Genomic DNA, 17,320 nt, shown 5'->3' on the forward strand with positions numbered 1-17,320 from the left:
CTTGCTGACTACACGTCCAGCAGCAGACGGGTCGGATCTTCCAGCAGCTCTTTAATCGCCACCAGGAAGCCTACCGACTCACGTCCGTCGATCAGACGGTGGTCGTAGGAGAGCGCCAGGTACATCATCGGCAGGATCTCTACCTTGCCATTCACCGCCATCGGGCGGTCTTTAATGGCATGCATACCCAGGATGGCGCTCTGCGGTGGGTTGATGATCGGCGTGGACATCAGGGAGCCGAACACGCCGCCGTTGGTAATGGTGAAGTTACCGCCGGTCAGGTCATCTACGGTCAGCTTGCCGTCGCGGCCTTTCACTGCCAGCTCTTTAATATTCTTTTCGATATCCGCCATGCCCAGCAGGTCGACGTCACGCAGAACCGGGGTGACCAGGCCGCGCGGGGTGGATACGGCCATGCTGACGTCGAAGTAGTTGTGGTACACCACGTCGTCGCCATCGATGGAGGCGTTCACTTCCGGATAGCGTTTCAGCGCTTCCACTACCGCTTTCACGTAGAAGGACATAAAGCCCAGACGGATGCCGTGACGTTTTTCGAACGCCTCACCGTACTGCTTACGCAGATCCATGATGGGCTTCATGTTGACTTCGTTGAACGTGGTCAGCATGGCGGTGGAGTTTTTCGCTTCCAGCAGACGCTCGGCCACGCGTTTACGCAGGCGGGTCATCGGGACGCGTTTTTCAGAACGATTGCCCAGCTGCGGCGCCGGCGCGACTGCCGCGGCGGTGGCTGGCGCTTTGGCTTCTGCCGGCGCCGGGGCTTTCGCCAGATGTTTCTCAACATCTTCGCGGGTCAGACGGCCGCCGACGCCAGTGCCTTTGATGGCCGCTGCGTCGAGGTTGTGTTCAGCCAGCAGACGACGGATCGCCGGGCTCAGCGCGTCGTTGTTCTGCTCTTCCAGAGAAGCCTGCTGACGCTGCGCCGGCGTGGACGCCTTCGCATCGGCTTTTTCGCTGCTTTCTTTACCTGCGCTGTTACCTTCGCGCAGGCGGCCAAGGATCTGGCGAGACAGGACGGTAGCGCCCTCGTCTTCCAGCACTGCATCCAGAATGCCGTCCGCTGATGCCGGTACTTCCAGTACCACTTTGTCAGTTTCGATTTCGACCAGGACTTCGTCACGGACGACCGCGTCGCCCGGTTTTTTGTGCCAGGTGGCGACGGTTGCGTCAGCTACGGACTCAGGCAGGTCGGGAACCAGAATATCTACGCTACTCATTGTGTATCCTTTAATTAATCGACGTTCAGCGCGTCATTGACCAGATCTTGTTGCTGTTTCTGGTGAACGGACATATACCCTACCGCCGGAGAGGCGGAGGCCGGGCGGCCTGCATAACGCAGAGAGGCCCCAAACGGAATCACTTCACGGAAGTGATGCTGGCTGCAGTACCATGCGCCCTGGTTGAGCGGCTCTTCCTGGCACCAGACAAAATCATGCACGTGCGCATACGCTTTCAGCGCTTCCTGCACCGCCTGATGCGGGAACGGATAGAGCTGCTCGATACGAACGATAGCGACATCTTTTTGCTCGTTTTTGCGGCGCTGTTCCAGCAGGTCGTAGTAAACCTTACCAGAGCACAGCACAACGCGCTTCACAGCCTGCGGATCAAGTTGATCGATTTCACCGATGGCCGGCAGGAAAGTGCCGTTCGCCAGCTCATCCATGCTGGAGACTGCCAGCGGATGACGCAGCAGCGACTTCGGCGACATCACCACCAGCGGACGACGCATACCGCGCAGCGCCTGACGACGCAGCATGTGGTACACCTGCGCCGGTGTGGACGGTACGCAGACCTGCATGTTCTGCTCAGCGCACAGCTGCAGATAACGCTCCAGACGCGCGGAGGAGTGCTCCGGACCCTGGCCTTCATAGCCGTGCGGCAGGAGCATCACCAGGCCGCACATCCGGCCCCACTTCTGCTCACCGGAGGAGATGAACTGGTCGATCACCACCTGAGCGCCGTTGGCGAAGTCGCCAAACTGCGCTTCCCAGATGGTCAGGGTGCGCGGCTCAGCGGTGGCGTAACCATATTCAAACGCCAGTACGGCTTCTTCAGACAGCACCGAGTCCCAAACGCGGAACTGGCCCTGACCGTTATGGACATGCTGCAGCGGGGTGTAAGTTGAACCATTGGTCTGGTTATGGATCACCGCATGACGATGGAAGAAGGTGCCGCGACCGGAGTCTTCCCCGGACAGACGCACCGGAATACCTTCGTCAACCAGCGTGGCGTAGGCCAGGTTTTCGGCGCCGCCCCAGTCGAACAGCTTCTCACCTGCCGCCATCGCCTGGCGGTCGGCGTAAATTTTCGCTACGCGGGACTGCATTTCGATACCTTCCGGCACCGTGCTGATGCGTTTCGCCAGCTCCTGCAGACGCTTCGGCTCCACTTTATCCGGATAGCTCTCGTCCCACTCATGATTGAGGTACGGCGACCAGGTAAAGGAGTGCATGTTCATCGGACGCCATTCCTGCACCACGCATTCGCCGGCATCCAGCGCATCGCGGTAGAGGTTAACCTGCTCGGTCGCGTCTTCCAGAGTCGCCACCTTCTCCTGCTCCAGCTTGTCAGCATAGATTTTGCGCGGGGTCGGGTGCTTTTTGATCTTCTGATACATCAGCGGCTGAGTTGCGCTCGGCTCATCGGCTTCGTTATGGCCGTGACGGCGGTAGCACACCAGATCGATGAAGACATCGCGTTTGAAGGTATTGCGGAAATCCAGCGCCAGACGAGTGACGAACGCGACCGCTTCCGGATCGTCGGCATTGACGTGGAAAATCGGCGCCTGCACCATTTTACCGATGTCGGTGCAATACGGGGTCGAACGCGCATCCAGCGGGTTAGAGGTCGTGAAGCCCACCTGGTTGTTGATAACGATGCGCACGGTACCGCCCACTTCGTAACCGCGGGCTTTCGACATGTTCAGGGTTTCCTGAACCACGCCCTGACCGGTGACGGCGGCGTCGCCGTGGATAGTGATCGGCAGAACCTTGTTGCTGCTCGGCTCGTCCAGACGATCCAGACGGGCGCGTACGGAACCGATAACCACCGGGCTGACGATCTCGAGGTGCGACGGGTTAAACGCCAGCGCCAGGTGCACCAGACCGCCTTCGGTTTCCATATCGGATGAGAAGCCCATGTGGTACTTCACATCGCCGGTACCGAGATGTTCTTTATGTTTGCCGGCGAACTCGTCGAACAGATCCTGCGGTTTTTTACCCAGCACGTTGACCAGCACGTTGAGACGACCGCGGTGCGCCATGCCCAGCACCACTTCGCGGGTGCCGCTCTTGCCCGCATGGCGGATCATCTCTTTGAGCATCGGGATCAAGGCATCGCCACCCTCCAGCGAGAAGCGTTTCGCCCCCGGGAATTTGGCGCCAAGGTAGCGCTCCAGGCCTTCCGCGGCGGTCAGTTCGCTGAGGAAGCGTTTTTTCTCTTCCGCGGTAAAGCTCGCTTTGCCAGCTACCGATTCAATGCGCTGCTGGATCCAGCGTTTTTCTTCGGTAGAGGTGATATGCATGTATTCCGCGCCGATGGAGCCGCAGTAGGTTTGCTTGAGGGCAGCAATCAGCTCGCCCAGCTTCATCGTATCTTTACCGATGGCAAATGAACCTACGTTATAGCTTTCCTGGAAATCGGCCTCGGTCAGATCGTGGTAGGCCGGATCGAGATCCGCCACTCTCTCTTGCTTCCACAGCCCCAGCGGATCGAGATTCGCATGCTGGTGGCCACGGAAACGGTATGCGTTGATGAGCTGCAGGACTTTAACCTGCTTCACATTGGTGTCTGGGTCGGAAATCGAAGAAGTGTAACGTGAGGCATCCTTCGCCAGTCGACGGAAATAATCACGCGTTTTGGAATGAAATTGATCCGGTTTAACTCCGGTGCCAGGTAACTGCTGGAACATTGAACGCCAGTTGGCGTCAACAGAGTCAGGATCGGTTAAGAAGTCTTCATAGAGCTGTTCTATCCAGCTCTGGTTCGAACCAGAGAGGTAAGAAGAGTCCAGCCAGGCTTTCATTGCGCCGTTCTGCATCGTGATCCCTTAAGCATTCATATGCTTATTTCGCCGTAGAAACTACCACGCACACCGAGTGCACGTGCCGGGGTTCACTTGTTGCGGACGAGTTGTGGTTTCTATCCGCTAAGGAACCTTTAAAAACTGTCTAACTATCAGGGGCAGTTTTTAGAGGTTTCCTGCTATATCTATTGCCTGATGGCGCTTCGCTTATCAGGCCTACAAGATACGATCCTGTAGGCCGGATAAGACGTTTACGTCGCCATCCGGCAACGAAAACAACTTACGCGCTGCGCTGCAGCAGCATCGACTTAATATGGCCGATGGCGCGCGTCGGGTTCAGCCCCTTCGGACACACACTGACGCAGTTCATAATGCTGTGACAGCGGAATACGCTGAAAGCATCGCTCAGGCCGTCCAGACGCTCGCTGGTTTCGGTATCGCGACTGTCGATCAGGAAGCGATACGCGGCCAACAGGCCAGCCGGGCCAATGAACTTATCCGGGTTCCACCAGAACGACGGGCACGAGGTCGAACAACATGCGCAGAGAATACACTCGTACAGACCATCGAGTTTCTCACGCTGCTCAGGCATCTGCAGATGCTCGCGAGCCGGAGGATTTTGCCCATTATTCAACAAGTAAGGCTTAATCTTCTCATATTGTGCATAGAATTGCCCCATGTCCACCACCAAATCACGGATAACCGGTAATCCTGGCAGCGGACGGATAACAATCTTCTTGCCCGGCTGATTCAGCGCGGAGATCGGCGTGATGCACGCCAGACCGTTTTTCCCGTTCATATTCAGGCCATCGGAACCACAAACCCCTTCACGGCAGGAGCGGCGGAACGACAGCGACGGATCTTTTTCTTTCAGCTGGATCAGCGCATCCAGCAGCATCATGTCACGACCTTCTTCCGCTTCGAGGGTGTAATCCTGCATGTGCGGAGCGTCATCAACATCCGGGTTATAGCGATAAATTGAAAACTCGAGTTTCATTTTCCTGTCTCCGCATTAGTAAGTACGAATCTTCGGCGGGAATGCCGGACGCAGTTTCGGTTCCATGTTGACGCTACGACGCGTCATGGATTCCGACTCTGGCAGATACAGGGAATGGCACAGCCAGTTTTCATCATCACGATCCGGGAAGTCGAAGCGGCTGTGGGCGCCACGGCTCTCGGTACGGAAGTTAGCGGATACGGCGGTCGCGTACGCGGTTTCCATCAGGTTATCCAGCTCCAGGCACTCAACGCGCTGGGTGTTGAACTCGCTGGAGGTATCGTCGAGACGGGCGTTTTTCAGGCGCTCGCGGATCACTTTCAGCTGTTCCAGACCTTTGTGCATCGCATCGCCTTCGCGGAACACCGAGAAGTTATGCTGCATACATTCCTGCAGCGCTTTGCGGATCGCCACCGGATCTTCACCGGAACGGGTGTTGTTCCAGCGGTTGAGGCGGTCCAGCGAGCCTTCGATATCGGATTCGCTGGCGTCGCGCAGCGTGCCCTGCTCGGCGATGGATTCCTGCAGATGCAGGCCCGCCGCGCGGCCGAAGACCACCAGGTCGAGCAGCGAGTTGCCGCCAAGACGGTTAGCGCCGTGGACCGATACGCAGGCGATTTCGCCTACCGCGAACAGGCCCGGGATCACCACGTCTTCGCCCTTCTCATTGACGGTCAGCGCCTGGCCGGTCACTTTGGTCGGAATACCGCCCATCATGTAGTGGCAGGTTGGGATAACCGGGATCGGCTCTTTCACCGGATCGACGTGAGCAAAGGTACGGGACAGCTCGAGGATACCCGGCAGACGAGATTCCAGAACCTCTTTACCCAGGTGATCCAGCTTCAATTTCGCGTGCGGGCCCCACGGGCCATCGCAGCCGCGACCTTCGCGGATTTCGATCATGATGGAACGCGCCACCACGTCACGACCCGCCAGGTCTTTGGCGTTCGGGGCATAACGCTCCATAAAGCGTTCGCCGTGTTTATTGAGCAGATAACCGCCTTCGCCGCGGCAACCTTCGGTGACCAGAACCCCTGCCCCGGCGATGCCGGTCGGGTGGAACTGCCACATTTCCATATCCTGCACCGGCACGCCGGCACGAATGGCCATCCCGACGCCGTCACCGGTGTTGATGTGGGCGTTGGTGGTGGACTGATAGATACGGCCTGCGCCGCCGGTAGCCAGCACGGTGGCGCGGGCTTTAAAGTAGACCACTTCGCCGGTCTCGATGCACAGGGCAGTACAACCCACCACCGCGCCGTCCTGGTTTTTCACCAGATCGAGGGCATACCATTCGGAGAAAATAGTGGTGTGGTTTTTGAGGTTCTGCTGGTACAGGGTGTGCAGCAGGGCGTGGCCGGTACGGTCAGCCGCCGCCGCGGTGCGCGCCGCCTGCTCGCCGCCGAAGTTCTTCGACTGGCCGCCGAACGGGCGCTGATAAATACGGCCGTCGTCAAGACGGGAGAACGGCAGGCCCATGTGCTCCAGCTCGAGAATCGCTTCCGGGCCGGTCTTACACATATATTCGATGGCGTCCTGGTCACCGATATAGTCCGACCCTTTTACGGTGTCGTACATATGCCATTCCCAGTTATCTTCATGGGAGTTACCGAGCGCGACGGTGATACCCCCCTGCGCTGACACGGTATGGGAACGGGTCGGGAAGACTTTAGAGAGCAGCGCACAGGTCTGTCCGCTCTGGGAAATTTGCAGCGCCGCGCGCATACCTGCGCCGCCGGCACCGATGACAACAGCATCAAACTCTCTGACTGGCAATTTCATTACACACCCCACACCACAACAAATCCATAAAGAACGTAAGCCACCAGCGCCACAACGATAGCCAGCTGCAGAACCAGGCGCAGAGCCAGTGGTTTAACGTAGTCCGTTAACACCTGCCACATCCCGATCCAGGCATGGATAAGAATGGAAACGAGAGCCAGCAGAGTGAAGACTTTAGTGAAGCCGGAGGCAAAGAATCCGGTCCACACTTCCCATGAGATCTCACCGGTGGTAGCGAAGAAGCCAACCATGTAGATGATGTAGAGGGTCAGAACGATGGCGGTAGCACGGACCAGAATAAAGTCATGTACGCCGTTGCGTCCCAGTGCTGAGGCGTTGCTTACCATACGAGGACTCCTGCGAGAAGTGAAAGCACGACAGTAATAACAAAAGAAATCTTGGCGGAACGTTTCCCTGCTTCGAGGGTTTCGTCCAGGTAACCAAAGTCCATCATCAGATGGCGGATACCGACAACGACGTGATAGGCCAGCGCGGTGAGAATGCCCCACATGATGAACTTCACAAAGAAGCTATCCATGATCGAGGCCGCCGTCAGAAAACCTTCAGGGGAGGAGAGGCTGGTGCCCAGCAGCCAAAGCAGAATTCCGACCGCCACGAAGGTGATGACACCGGAAACGCGATGGAGAATGGACGCTATCGCCGTGATTGGGAACCGTATCGTTTGTAGATCCAGATTGACAGGTCTTTGTTTTTTCACATTTCTTACCATGAATAACGCCCACATGCTGTTCTTATTGTTTCCTTCCTCCGGTCTGCTTGCGGGTCAGACAGCGTCCTTTCTATAACCAGAAGTCATGTTAAAACGTCTTTTCAGGCATTAAAACATCACTAAACAACGCTGGGTGGCTCGGGATTGCAGGGTGTTCCGGAGACCTGGCCGCAGTATAGGCCGTTCACAAAATCATTACAATTAACCTACATATAGTTTGTTGGGTTTTCTCCGGAACAGTGATCAAGGTCACGATAACAACATTTTTTTAATTTTTAATCACCTGATTTGACAAATATTAAACATTCTTGTTACAACCATTACCAGTTAAATGCAATAATGCTCAAAAGTTATGGGGTCACTCTTTCACCTGAGAATAAGTTATGTAACAGTGTGTCAGTATTGACCGATGTAATCAGGACAGTTATTAGTGGTATACAGGTTTTAATATTCGGACTGCTAAAACGCTGATTTGCTGTTGTTTCACCGCAGCCCTGAAGAACGTGCCATCAAGCGCCGTTGCTCTGTACCCTGCCCTTTTCGCTGACGCAGAGCTGTGTGCAACATAACAAACTGGTAACGTATACGGGCGCGGGCCGAAAGCAAATCCACCACCCGGCAGTCTTAAGCAATAAAGGCGCTAAGGAGACCATAAATGTCTGATGCTAAAGCAAAAATCACCCTGGGTGGTGACACTGCTATTGAACTGGATGTGCTAAAAGGCACGCTCGGTCAGGATGTTATTGATATTCGTAGTCTTGGTTCAAAAGGCGTATTTACCTTTGACCCAGGTTTCACATCTACCGCTTCCTGTGAATCTAAAATTACGTTTATCGATGGTGACGAGGGGATCCTGCTGCACCGCGGCTTCCCGATCGACCAGTTAGCGACCGAATCAAACTATCTTGAAGTTTGTTACATTCTGCTGAACGGTGAAAAACCAACCCAGGCCGAATATGACGAATTCAAAACCACCGTGACCCGTCACACCATGATCCATGAGCAGATCACCCGTCTGTTCCATGCGTTCCGTCGCGATTCTCACCCGATGGCCGTTATGTGCGGGATCACCGGCGCCCTGGCGGCGTTCTATCACGACTCCCTCGACGTGAATAACCCGCGTCACCGTGAAATCGCCGCCTATCGCCTGCTGTCCAAAATGCCGACCATGGCAGCTATGTGTTACAAGTATTCTATCGGCCAGCCGTTTGTTTATCCGCGCAACGACCTCTCCTACGCCGGCAACTTCCTGCGCATGATGTTCGCCACGCCGTGCGAAGAGTACGAAGTCAATCCGGTGCTCGAGCGCGCCATGGACCGTATTCTGATCCTGCACGCCGATCACGAGCAGAACGCCTCGACCTCGACGGTACGTACCGCGGGCTCTTCCGGCGCTAACCCGTTCGCCTGTATCGCAGCCGGCATCGCCTCTCTGTGGGGACCGGCGCACGGCGGCGCCAACGAAGCGGCGCTGAAAATGCTGGAAGAGATCAGCTCCGTTGAACACATTCCGGAATTTGTTCGTCGTGCGAAAGACAAGAATGACTCTTTCCGCCTGATGGGCTTCGGCCATCGTGTTTACAAAAACTACGACCCGCGCGCCACCGTAATGCGTGAAACCTGCCATGAAGTGCTGAAAGAGCTGGGCACCAAAGACGACCTGCTGCAGGTGGCCATGGAGCTGGAGCATATCGCGCTGAACGACCCGTACTTCATCGAGAAGAAGCTCTACCCGAACGTCGACTTCTACTCCGGTATCATCCTGAAAGCGATGGGTATTCCGTCCTCCATGTTTACCGTTATCTTCGCCATGGCGCGTACCGTGGGCTGGATTGCGCACTGGAACGAAATGCACAGCGACGGCATGAAGATCGCCCGTCCGCGTCAGCTGTACACCGGCTACGCCAAACGCGACTTCCAGTCCGACATCAAGCGTTAATCTCGCTGTCCGGATGATAAAAACGCGCCTGCTGGCGCGTTTTTTATGCCTGACGATGAAGCCTGGCGCTGACACTGCCTGGCTGCCGGCTTAATGCTGGCAGTGCGGGCACCAGTAAAACGGCCGCGATGAGAGCATGGTCTTCTCAATCACGCCCCCGCAGCGCTCGCACTTTTCCCCATCGCGATGGAAGACCTTAAAGCGGAACAGCGAACCGTGGTGCTTGTTGTTATCGGGCTGGCCGCGAGTGCGATAAGAAAGCCGCGGGATATCGAGTAGCGCGTGCGCCAGCGCATCCAGCTGTGTTTCATTAAGCTCCGAGGCCTTATGCCCCCCGGTCAGCCCCACCTGCCAGAGGATTTCCACCCGCAGATAGTTACCCAGACCGGCAAGAAAAGCCTGATCCAGCAGCAGGCCGGAAAACTGACGATTGCGGAATTTGGCCGACAGCAGTCGCGCTTTCACCTGCTCCGCGGTTAACGTCATATCCAGCACGTCCGGACCGACGCGCAGCAAGAACGGATGGTTGGCCTCCTGCTCCGCCGTGAGCATCTCAATGTCCGACGCGCTGTAGAGCAAAATCGCCTTGCTGGCCGTCTGTAGCCTGACGCGCAGCACCCGGTTAGAGGCAGGCTGTTCGCCGGTCTCAACCACGCGCCAGACGCCGTACAGCTGATTATGGCTGTACAGGGTCAGGCCGCCGGAGAAGCGGGTCAGCAGGGCTTTGCCCCGGGTATCGATATGGGTAACCCGCTGACCAATCAGTTCGGTTTGATAGGGTTGCAACCGGGGAAAAGCGAACCAGACGTCGGTTAAGGGTTCGTCTTTGATTGCTGCCTCCAGTGTATCCGCCGCGCGGCGGATCTCCGGACCTTCCGGCATACTTTCATCCTTCTGTTAGTGGGTGGCGCCGCCGCCCAGTTTACTATCCACCGGCTGGTGCAGGGCTACGGCTATGGCCGTCTCCAGCGCTTCCCGCACGGTGGCGGTCGCCATACTCGGCTCGCCGGGATGGGCCGCCGCCTGCGCCGGTAGCCAGGGAATATGGATAAACCCGCCCCTCACCTCATTCTGTCCCTGCAGCTTGTGCAGCAGACCGTACATGACGTGATTGCAGACGAAGGTGCCGGCGGTTTGCGACACCGAGGCCGGGATCCCGCGATCGCGCAGCGCGCTGACGATCGCTTTGATCGGCAAGGTGCTGAACCACGCGGCCGGCCCGCCGTCGACGATCGGCGTGTCGATGGGTTGCTGGCCTTTGTTATCGGGGATACGCGCATCATCGACGTTAATCGCCACACGTTCGACGCTGATATCGACCCGGCCGCCGGCCTGTCCCACCGCGATAACCAGCTTCGGCTGCAGGTCTTCAATCGCCGCGTCCAGCGCCGACAGCGCCTCGCCAAACACGCAGGGAAGCTGCCTGGCAATCACCGGCTGACCAGCAATCATTGTACCGTCAAGCTGCTGCACCACTTCCCAGGAAGGGTTCACCGTCTCGCCGTCAAAGGGTTCAAAACCGGTGAGTAATACGCCCGCCATCGTCTTCTCCTTCGCGGTCCTTCAGATTGTCATATCTCAGCCTCTGGCTGAGCGCTGACCATAATATGGCGCCCGGCGAACGCCGCCCGCAAACGGCGGGCAAATTCGAGGGCATGCGGACCATCGCCATGCAGACATACCGTCTGCGCCACCACGTTCGCCCATTCGCCGCTGACGCTACGCACCCGGTGGTGTTGCACCATTTCGAGGGTTTGCGCCAGGGCCTGCTCTTCGCTGTCAATCAGCGCGCCAGGCTCGGTGCGCGGCACCAGGCTGCCGTCGGCCAGATAACCGCGATCGGCAAACACCTCCTGACGCGTCGTCAAGCCATAGCGTTGCCCGGCGCGGATCAGTTCGCTGCCCGCCAGACCCACCAGCACCAGCTGCGGGTTAACATCGCGGACCGCGCGGGCGATCGCGTCGGCCAGCGGCGGCGATTTGGCCGCCTGGTTGTAGAGCATGCCGTGCGGCTTTACGTGCTGCAACTCGCCGCCCTGAGCCTGAACGATCGCCGCCAGAGCGCCAATCTGATACAGCGTCTGGGCATAGACCGTTTCCGGCGGCAGATCCATCGCCGTGCGGCCAAAATTTTCCCGGTCGGGATATCCCGGATGGGCGCCCACCGCCACGCCGTACTTCAGCGCCTCGCGCACGCTCTGCACCATCAGCCCGGCGTCGCCGGCGTGAAAACCACAGGCGATATTCGCCGACGACACCAGCTGGAGCAGCGCGCTATCGTTCGCCCCGCCTTCCCCGAGATCGGCATTGAGATCAATCATCATCGTGAAGTCTCCAGGCCAGTTGTTCAAGATAACGCTGACGATCGGCCCGCGCCTTCAGCGCCTCCTCCAGCGAGCAGGCCACGAAATGGATCGGCTGCCCGAGCGGGATCTGCGCCAGCTGGTACATATCGGCATCGATGATGCAGGCGATCCGCGGATAGCCGCCGGTGGTTTGCGCGTCGTTCATCAGCACAATGGGCTGGCCGTTGTGCGGCACCTGCACCACGCCCGGCAGCAGGCCGTGCGACAGCATTTCGCGATCGGTGGTGCGTTTCAGCGGCTGCCCCTGCAGGCGGTACCCCATGCGGTTACTCTGCGGACTGAGCTTCCAGGGGGCGCGCCAGAATGACGCCTGCGAGGCCGCGTCAAATTCGTGGTACTCCGGCCCGGGCAGCGCACGAATGCGGTTGCCCAGCGGCAACTGCTTGACGCCGCGCGGGGTGGTGAAGCGGCGGGCGGCTTTCCCAAGCTTCAGCTTGTCGCCGTCCTGCAGGCGGCGTCCTTCCAGACCGCCAATCCCCGCCTTGAGATCCGTGCAGCGCGAGCCAAGGACCTCGGGTACCGCAATCCCGCCCGCCACCGCCAGATAGCTGCGAATGCCATGCTGCGGCGTTTTCAGCACCAGGCGCTGCCCGGGCCGGTAGGCGGTGCGCCAGCCCACCCAGACCGCTTTACCGTCCAGCGTCGCTTCGCAGGCGGCGCCGGTCAGCGCAAACCAGCCGCTGCGGGCAAATTCGATCTCCACCTGGCCGAGGGTAATCTCCAGCCCGGCGGCATTCGCCTCGTTGCCAACCAGCAGATTGGCAATCACCAGCGAGGGATAATCCAGAGCGCCGCAGCGGCTGATGCCAGACTGGCGCAGGCCTTCTCGTCCACCGTCCTGTACCGAGGTGTACAGGCCGGCGCGGATCAGAGTCAACATACCCCCTCCTTTTGCGGCACAAAGCGAATTTTATCGCCCACGCGCAGCAGCGCAGGCTCCTTCCGCGACGGGTCGAACAGCGTTAGCGAGGTCCGCCCCAGCAGCTGCCAGCCGCCGGGCGTCGCCAGCGGATAGATCCCGGTTTGCGCGCCGCCGATACCCACCGACCCGGCCGGGACGTGCACGCGCGGTTCGGCGCGACGCGGCGTCGCCAGCGCAGCTGGCAACCCGCCCAGGTAGGGAAATCCCGGCTGAAAACCAATAAACCAGACCAGATACTCCACCGAGGCGTGCAGCTCCACGACCTGCTTTTCACTGAGGCCGCTGTGCTGCGCCACCCCCCCGAGATCCGGTCCGGCCTCGCCGCCGTAGACGACCGGAATGGTCAGCGAGCGCGACTCCGGCTCGATCGCGAGGCTCTCCTCCCACCAGCGCTGCAGACGGTCTATCGCCTCCCACGCCACCTCCTGCGGGCGGCGGAGCACCACAGTGATATTGTTCATGCCGGGAATGGCGTCAATCACTTCCTCATGGTTCGCCAGACGCTGGGCTAAGCCCCAGATCCGCTGCTGGCTCTCAAGGGTGACCGGCGGCTCCAGCTCCAGCACGACGGCCGTTTCTCCTAACAGATAACAACGCGCTCGCTGCACTTTTCTCTCTCCCGTCAGGCAGGGTTGGGAATATCAATAAAGGTGACGTCCAGGTCAGTGGTTTCCGTCAGCCATTCGCTGAGGGCGCGAATACCGCCCCGCTCGGTGGCGTGGTGGCCGGCGGCATAAAAATGCAGGCCCTGCTCGCGGGCGGAATGGATGGTTTGTTCCGACACCTCGCCGGTGATAAACGCGTCCACGCCAAAGCGCGCCGCGGCGTCGATAAAGCTCTGGCCGCCGCCGGTACACCAGGCGACGCGGCTGACGGTGTCCGGCCCGGTATCGCCGCACCACAGCGGCTTACGCCCCAGCCGCGCTTCAATCCATGAGGCCAGTTCAAGGCCGGAAACCGGCATCGACAGTTCGCCCCAGGGCACCAGCGGTTCGATTTCCCCCAGCACGTTAATCCCCAGCAGATGCGCCAGTTGCGCGTTATTGCCCAGCTCGGGATGGGCATCCAGCGGCAGGTGCCAGCCGTAGAGATTGATATCATTGGCCAGCAGGGTTTTCAGGCGCCGGCGCTTCATACCGCGGATCACTGGCGATTCGTTTTTCCAGAAATAGCCGTGATGGACAATCACCGCATCCGCCTGAAGACGAACGGCCTCATCCAGCAGCGCCTGGCTGGCCGTCACTCCGGTGACGATCTTGTGCACCGTGTCGCGCCCTTCCACCTGCAGACCGTTAGGGGCGAAGTCACTGATGGCTGCACTATTGAGCTTGTCGTTTATCAGTTGTTCCAGTTCGCTATTTTTCATCGCCACTCCAGCAGATAATCAGGGTATACAAAGGCATAACATAACCAGATCCATTCGGGTCGTCGATAGTCCGCCTCCGACACTGACGATGACTTTTTACCGAATAGCGCAATTTGTCTATTCACCCCGCCGCGCATTCGTGTATATTTATGCACTAATAAAGCATATTAAATAATCAGAAAGCCCCTTAAGCCATGAATATGACTAATTAAACGCTATTCATGCAGAACGATCGACTTTCGCTTTAGGCCAGGAAACACACTTCTCATGAAGACAACATCATCGCAACCGCGGGCGATTTACTACGTCGTGGCGCTGCAAATCTGGGAATATTTTAGCTTCTACGGCATGCGCGCCCTGCTGATCCTCTATCTCACCAATCAGCTCAAATATGATGATAACCACGCTTACGCCCTGTTCAGCGCCTACTGTTCGCTGGTCTATGTGACGCCGATCCTCGGCGGCTATCTGGCCGATAAGCTGTTAGGCAACCGGATGGCGGTCATGCTCGGCGCGCTGCTGATGGCCATTGGCCATCTGGTGCTCGGGGCCAGCGAAACCGCCCCGGCCTTCCTCTACCTGTCGCTGGCGATCATCGTCTGCGGCTACGGGTTGTTTAAATCCAACGTCAGCTGTCTGCTGGGCGAACTGTACGAACCCGCCGATCCGCGTCGCGATGGCGGCTTCTCGCTGATGTATGCCGCGGGCAATATCGGCTCGATCATCGCGCCCATCGCCTGCGGCTACGTTCAGGAGGAGTATAGCTGGGCGATGGGCTTTGCCCTGGCGGCCATCGGCATGGTGGCGGGACTGGTGATTTTCCTCTGCGGCAACCGTCATTTCCAGCATACCGCCGGCGTGAACCGCCAGGCGCTGTGCGCCCGCCGCTTCCTGCTGCCGAACTGGGGCTGGCTGCTGGTGCTGCTGGTCATCGCGCCGCTGCTGATTGCCGTGCTGTTCTGGCAGGAGTGGTCGGTGTATGCCCTGATCGTGGCCACGGCCATTGGCCTCGCGGTGCTGGCGCGGATCTACCTGCGTGCCGAGACCGATAAACAGCGCAAGGATCTGCGCCTGATCGTCGTCCTGACCGCCTTCAGCCTGCTGTTCTGGGCCTTCGCCCAACAGGGCGGCAGCTCCATCAGCCTGTATATTGACCGCTTCGTTAACCGCCATATCATGAGCTACGAAGTCCCTACCGCTATGTTCCAGTCGATCAACGCCTTTGCGGTGATGCTCTGCGGCATGGTGCTGGCGTGGCTGGTGAAAGAGAGCGTCGGCGGTAACCGCACCGTGCGCATCTGGGGGAAATTTGCCCTCGGTCTGGGCCTGATGAGCGCCGGGTTCTGCATTTTGACCCTCAGCGCCCGCTGGTCGGCGGCCTATGGCCAGTCGTCCATGCCGCTGATGGTGCTGGGGCTGGCGGTGATGGGTTTTGCCGAACTGTTTATCGACCCGGTCGCGATGTCGCAAATCACCCGCATTGAGATCCCGGGGGTGACCGGGGTGCTGACCGGCATCTATATGCTGCTCTCCGGGGCCATCGCCAACTATCTGGCCGGCGTTATCGCCGACCAGACCTCGCAGGCGTCATTCGACGTCGCCGGGGCGGTGAACTATTCCATTGACGCCTACATCAACGTCTTCAGCCAGATCACCTGGGGCGCGCTGGCCTGCGTCGGCGTAGTGCTGGTTATCTGGCTGTATCACTCGCTGAAGGTCAGGACCCGCCGTCTGGCGGTGGAATAATCCCCTTTCTGGCGGCCTCCCAGGCCGCCAGCGTCTCCTGTCGCGCCTGCTTGTGATCGACTATCGGGCGCGGATAATCCAGCGTCACCCCCTGTTTATCCGCCCACACCCACGGCTGATGCAGCGCCTTCTCCGGCACCTTTGCCAGCTCCGGCAGCCAGCGACGCATAAACACCCCCTGCTTATCAAACTTCTCGCCCTGGGTAGTGGGATTAAATATGCGGAAATAGGGCGCGGCGTCGGTGCCCGTCGAAGCCGCCCATTGCCAGCCGCCGTTGTTCGCCGCCAGGTCGCCGTCAATCAGCTGGCTCATGAAATAGCGCTCCCCTGCCCGCCAGTCGAGGCGCAGATCTTTGGTCAGGAAGCTGGCGACAATCATGCGCAACCGGTTATGCATCCAGCCGGTGGCGTTAAGCTGGCGCATGGCGGCATCGACTATCGGAAAGCCGGTCTCCCCGCGCTGCCAGGCCTGCAGGGCGCCATCCTCTTCGCGCCAGGCGACCTTATCGGTCCAGGCGACAAACGGCCGACCTTTACAGAGTTTCGGATAGTAGACCATCAGATGGCGGTAAAACTCGCGCCAGATCAGCTCATTAAGCCAGGTGGCGCCTGCCCCGCCATCCAGTGCGGCGGGGTGTTCCGTCAGCAGCCGATGCAGGCACTGGCGCGGCGACAGCACCCCGATGGCCAGGCAGGGCGACAGGCGACTGGTCCCTTCCACGGCCGGGAAGTCGCGCTGCCCCTCATAATCCGCCGCCGGTTGCTGACAAAACGCGCGCAGCCGCGCCAGCGCCGTTTTTTCATCCGCGGCAAACAGCAGCCCATCGAACGGCGTTTGCGGATAGTTAAGCTCCGGCACCGGCGGCGCCAGGCGAGCGGGCGCCTGGCGCGGCTTTGGCGCGGCCACGCACGCCGGCAATCCTTCCCGCAGCCGGCGAATAAACGCGTTCTTAAACGGGGTGAAGACTTTATACATTTCGCCGCCGCCGGTCAGTACGCTGCCGGGCGGCAACAGGACGCTGTCGTCAAATCCCTGGCAAATCACTTCGCTCAAGGAGCTCTCAACGGCGGCATCGCGCTGGCGTTCATTGAATTCGTACTGATAGTTGTAGAACAGGTGACTGACCTGGTGCTGCTGGCAGAAATGGGCCAGCCGCTCGACGCTGGCGCTAAAATCGTCCGCCTCTTCTACCCACAGCGGTATGCCCCGCTCCGCCAGCGCGGCGTGCAGACTGCGCAAATGGCTGGCGATAAAAGCGGCCTGCCGCGGGGCCAGGTGATGTTCGCGCCACTGCCCCGGGGTGGCAATATACAGCGCCAGCACCTGCGCCTGCGGATCGCGGCAGGCGGCGGCCAGCGCCAGGTTATCGTGAATGCGTAAATCCGTGCGTAACCAGACCAGATGGGTGGCCATATCACTCCTCACTCTC

General features: G+C 59.1%; 16 protein-coding genes. 3 read left to right on the plus strand and 13 right to left on the minus strand.

All coding sequences use genetic code 11. The annotated features are described in order from the left end of the window. Window positions 1-8: 8 nt before the first annotated feature. From odhB to sdhC, 6 genes are all read right to left on the minus strand, one after another. The gene (odhB, locus tag ACQUTI_RS10560) at window positions 9-1,235 is read right to left on the minus strand and encodes a 2-oxoglutarate dehydrogenase complex dihydrolipoyllysine-residue succinyltransferase (RefSeq protein ID WP_049092099.1); all 1,227 of its coding nucleotides are present in this window, start codon (window positions 1,233-1,235) and stop codon (window positions 9-11) included. Between the two features lie 14 nt (window positions 1,236-1,249). After that, window positions 1,250-4,057: a 2-oxoglutarate dehydrogenase E1 component gene (sucA, locus tag ACQUTI_RS10565; protein ID WP_004147623.1), complete on the minus strand. Its 2,808-nt coding sequence runs from the start codon at window positions 4,055-4,057 to the stop codon at window positions 1,250-1,252. Between the two features lie 265 nt (window positions 4,058-4,322). Further along, window positions 4,323-5,039 (minus strand): succinate dehydrogenase iron-sulfur subunit SdhB, encoded by a 717-nt coding sequence (gene sdhB, locus ACQUTI_RS10570; RefSeq protein ID WP_002894954.1) that lies wholly within the window; start codon window positions 5,037-5,039, stop codon window positions 4,323-4,325. 15 nt (window positions 5,040-5,054) lie between these two features. Continuing rightward, a complete protein-coding gene (gene sdhA, locus ACQUTI_RS10575) occupies window positions 5,055-6,821 on the minus strand; it encodes a succinate dehydrogenase flavoprotein subunit (RefSeq protein ID WP_004179067.1) in 1,767 nt (588 codons plus the stop codon). Next, complete coding sequence (gene sdhD, locus ACQUTI_RS10580; protein WP_002894949.1) at window positions 6,821-7,168, minus strand: succinate dehydrogenase membrane anchor subunit; 348 nt, start codon at window positions 7,166-7,168, stop codon at window positions 6,821-6,823. The genes sdhA and sdhD overlap by 1 nt, the downstream gene beginning before the upstream one ends. Further along, complete coding sequence (gene sdhC / locus ACQUTI_RS10585; protein WP_004142216.1) at window positions 7,162-7,566, minus strand: succinate dehydrogenase cytochrome b556 subunit; 405 nt, start codon at window positions 7,564-7,566, stop codon at window positions 7,162-7,164. Before sdhC ends, sdhD begins: the two co-directional genes overlap by 7 nt. 324 nt (window positions 7,567-7,890) lie before the next feature. Between sdhC and ACQUTI_RS10590 the strand changes: the two genes are divergently transcribed. Continuing rightward, complete coding sequence (locus ACQUTI_RS10590) at window positions 7,891-8,022, plus strand: hypothetical protein (RefSeq protein ID WP_418268517.1); 132 nt, start codon at window positions 7,891-7,893, stop codon at window positions 8,020-8,022. 184 nt (window positions 8,023-8,206) lie between these two features. Beyond that, window positions 8,207-9,490 carry a citrate synthase gene (gltA, locus tag ACQUTI_RS10595; protein ID WP_004885983.1) on the plus strand — a complete coding sequence of 428 codons (1,284 nt, stop codon included), beginning with the start codon at window positions 8,207-8,209 and terminating at the stop codon, window positions 9,488-9,490. A gap of 90 nt (window positions 9,491-9,580) precedes the next feature. On the opposite strand, the gene nei is transcribed toward gltA, so the two are convergent. Genes nei through ACQUTI_RS10625 form a run of 6 tightly spaced genes read right to left on the minus strand, consistent with a single transcriptional unit; the run spans window position 9,581 to window position 14,144 of the window. Further along, window positions 9,581-10,372 carry an endonuclease VIII gene (nei, locus tag ACQUTI_RS10600; protein WP_048294393.1) on the minus strand — a complete coding sequence of 264 codons (792 nt, stop codon included), beginning with the start codon at window positions 10,370-10,372 and terminating at the stop codon, window positions 9,581-9,583. A gap of 15 nt (window positions 10,373-10,387) precedes the next feature. Next, a complete protein-coding gene (gene pcp, locus ACQUTI_RS10605) occupies window positions 10,388-11,032 on the minus strand; it encodes a pyroglutamyl-peptidase I (protein ID WP_004885979.1) in 645 nt (214 codons plus the stop codon). Window positions 11,033-11,061: 29 nt separating this feature from the next. Further along, complete coding sequence (pxpA, locus tag ACQUTI_RS10610; protein WP_032455730.1) at window positions 11,062-11,814, minus strand: 5-oxoprolinase subunit PxpA; 753 nt, start codon at window positions 11,812-11,814, stop codon at window positions 11,062-11,064. After that, window positions 11,804-12,736: a 5-oxoprolinase subunit PxpC gene (pxpC, locus tag ACQUTI_RS10615; protein WP_004885976.1), complete on the minus strand. Its 933-nt coding sequence runs from the start codon at window positions 12,734-12,736 to the stop codon at window positions 11,804-11,806. Before pxpC ends, pxpA begins: the two co-directional genes overlap by 11 nt. Next, a complete protein-coding gene (gene pxpB / locus ACQUTI_RS10620) occupies window positions 12,730-13,386 on the minus strand; it encodes a 5-oxoprolinase subunit PxpB (RefSeq protein WP_106939318.1) in 657 nt (218 codons plus the stop codon). The genes pxpC and pxpB overlap by 7 nt, the downstream gene beginning before the upstream one ends. A 14-nt stretch (window positions 13,387-13,400) precedes the next feature. Then, window positions 13,401-14,144, minus strand: a complete 744-nt coding sequence (locus tag ACQUTI_RS10625; RefSeq protein WP_004885970.1) for a type 2 GTP cyclohydrolase I — start codon at window positions 14,142-14,144, stop codon at window positions 13,401-13,403. A 267-nt stretch (window positions 14,145-14,411) separates the two neighbouring features. Here ACQUTI_RS10625 and ACQUTI_RS10630 point away from each other — a divergent pair, with 267 nt between their 5' ends. Continuing rightward, a complete protein-coding gene (locus ACQUTI_RS10630; protein ID WP_004885969.1) occupies window positions 14,412-15,890 on the plus strand; it encodes an MFS transporter in 1,479 nt (492 codons plus the stop codon). Here the strand turns inward: ACQUTI_RS10630 and phrB are convergent. After that, window positions 15,862-17,304: a deoxyribodipyrimidine photo-lyase gene (gene phrB / locus ACQUTI_RS10635; protein ID WP_094309561.1), complete on the minus strand. Its 1,443-nt coding sequence runs from the start codon at window positions 17,302-17,304 to the stop codon at window positions 15,862-15,864. The two genes, ACQUTI_RS10630 and phrB, sit on opposite strands and share 29 nt — an antisense overlap. Between the last annotated feature and the right edge of the window lie 16 nt (window positions 17,305-17,320).

This window comes from Klebsiella sp. 7-CIP_Kleb. (assembly GCF_050378655.1).
In the GTDB taxonomy this organism is placed as follows: domain Bacteria; phylum Pseudomonadota; class Gammaproteobacteria; order Enterobacterales; family Enterobacteriaceae; genus Klebsiella; species Klebsiella quasipneumoniae.

Excerpts from the sequence above, each read along its gene's own strand:
- odhB (WP_049092099.1), bottom strand. The coding sequence starts at position 1,235 with ATGAGTAGCGTAGATATTCTGGTTCCCGACCTGCCTGAGTCCGTAGCT.
- sucA (WP_004147623.1), bottom strand. The coding sequence starts at position 4,057 with ATGCAGAACGGCGCAATGAAAGCCTGGCTGGACTCTTCTTACCTCTCT.
- sdhB (WP_002894954.1), bottom strand. The coding sequence starts at position 5,039 with ATGAAACTCGAGTTTTCAATTTATCGCTATAACCCGGATGTTGATGAC.
- sdhA (WP_004179067.1), bottom strand. The coding sequence starts at position 6,821 with ATGAAATTGCCAGTCAGAGAGTTTGATGCTGTTGTCATCGGTGCCGGC.
- sdhD (WP_002894949.1), bottom strand. The coding sequence starts at position 7,168 with ATGGTAAGCAACGCCTCAGCACTGGGACGCAACGGCGTACATGACTTT.
- sdhC (WP_004142216.1), bottom strand. The coding sequence starts at position 7,566 with ATGTGGGCGTTATTCATGGTAAGAAATGTGAAAAAACAAAGACCTGTC.
- ACQUTI_RS10590 (WP_418268517.1), top strand. The coding sequence starts at position 7,891 with ATGCTCAAAAGTTATGGGGTCACTCTTTCACCTGAGAATAAGTTATGT.
- gltA (WP_004885983.1), top strand. The coding sequence starts at position 8,207 with ATGTCTGATGCTAAAGCAAAAATCACCCTGGGTGGTGACACTGCTATT.
- nei (WP_048294393.1), bottom strand. The coding sequence starts at position 10,372 with ATGCCGGAAGGTCCGGAGATCCGCCGCGCGGCGGATACACTGGAGGCA.
- pcp (WP_004885979.1), bottom strand. The coding sequence starts at position 11,032 with ATGGCGGGCGTATTACTCACCGGTTTTGAACCCTTTGACGGCGAGACG.
- pxpA (WP_032455730.1), bottom strand. The coding sequence starts at position 11,814 with ATGATGATTGATCTCAATGCCGATCTCGGGGAAGGCGGGGCGAACGAT.
- pxpC (WP_004885976.1), bottom strand. The coding sequence starts at position 12,736 with ATGTTGACTCTGATCCGCGCCGGCCTGTACACCTCGGTACAGGACGGT.
- ACQUTI_RS10625 (WP_004885970.1), bottom strand. The coding sequence starts at position 14,144 with ATGAAAAATAGCGAACTGGAACAACTGATAAACGACAAGCTCAATAGT.
- ACQUTI_RS10630 (WP_004885969.1), top strand. The coding sequence starts at position 14,412 with ATGAAGACAACATCATCGCAACCGCGGGCGATTTACTACGTCGTGGCG.
- phrB (WP_094309561.1), bottom strand. The coding sequence starts at position 17,304 with ATGGCCACCCATCTGGTCTGGTTACGCACGGATTTACGCATTCACGAT.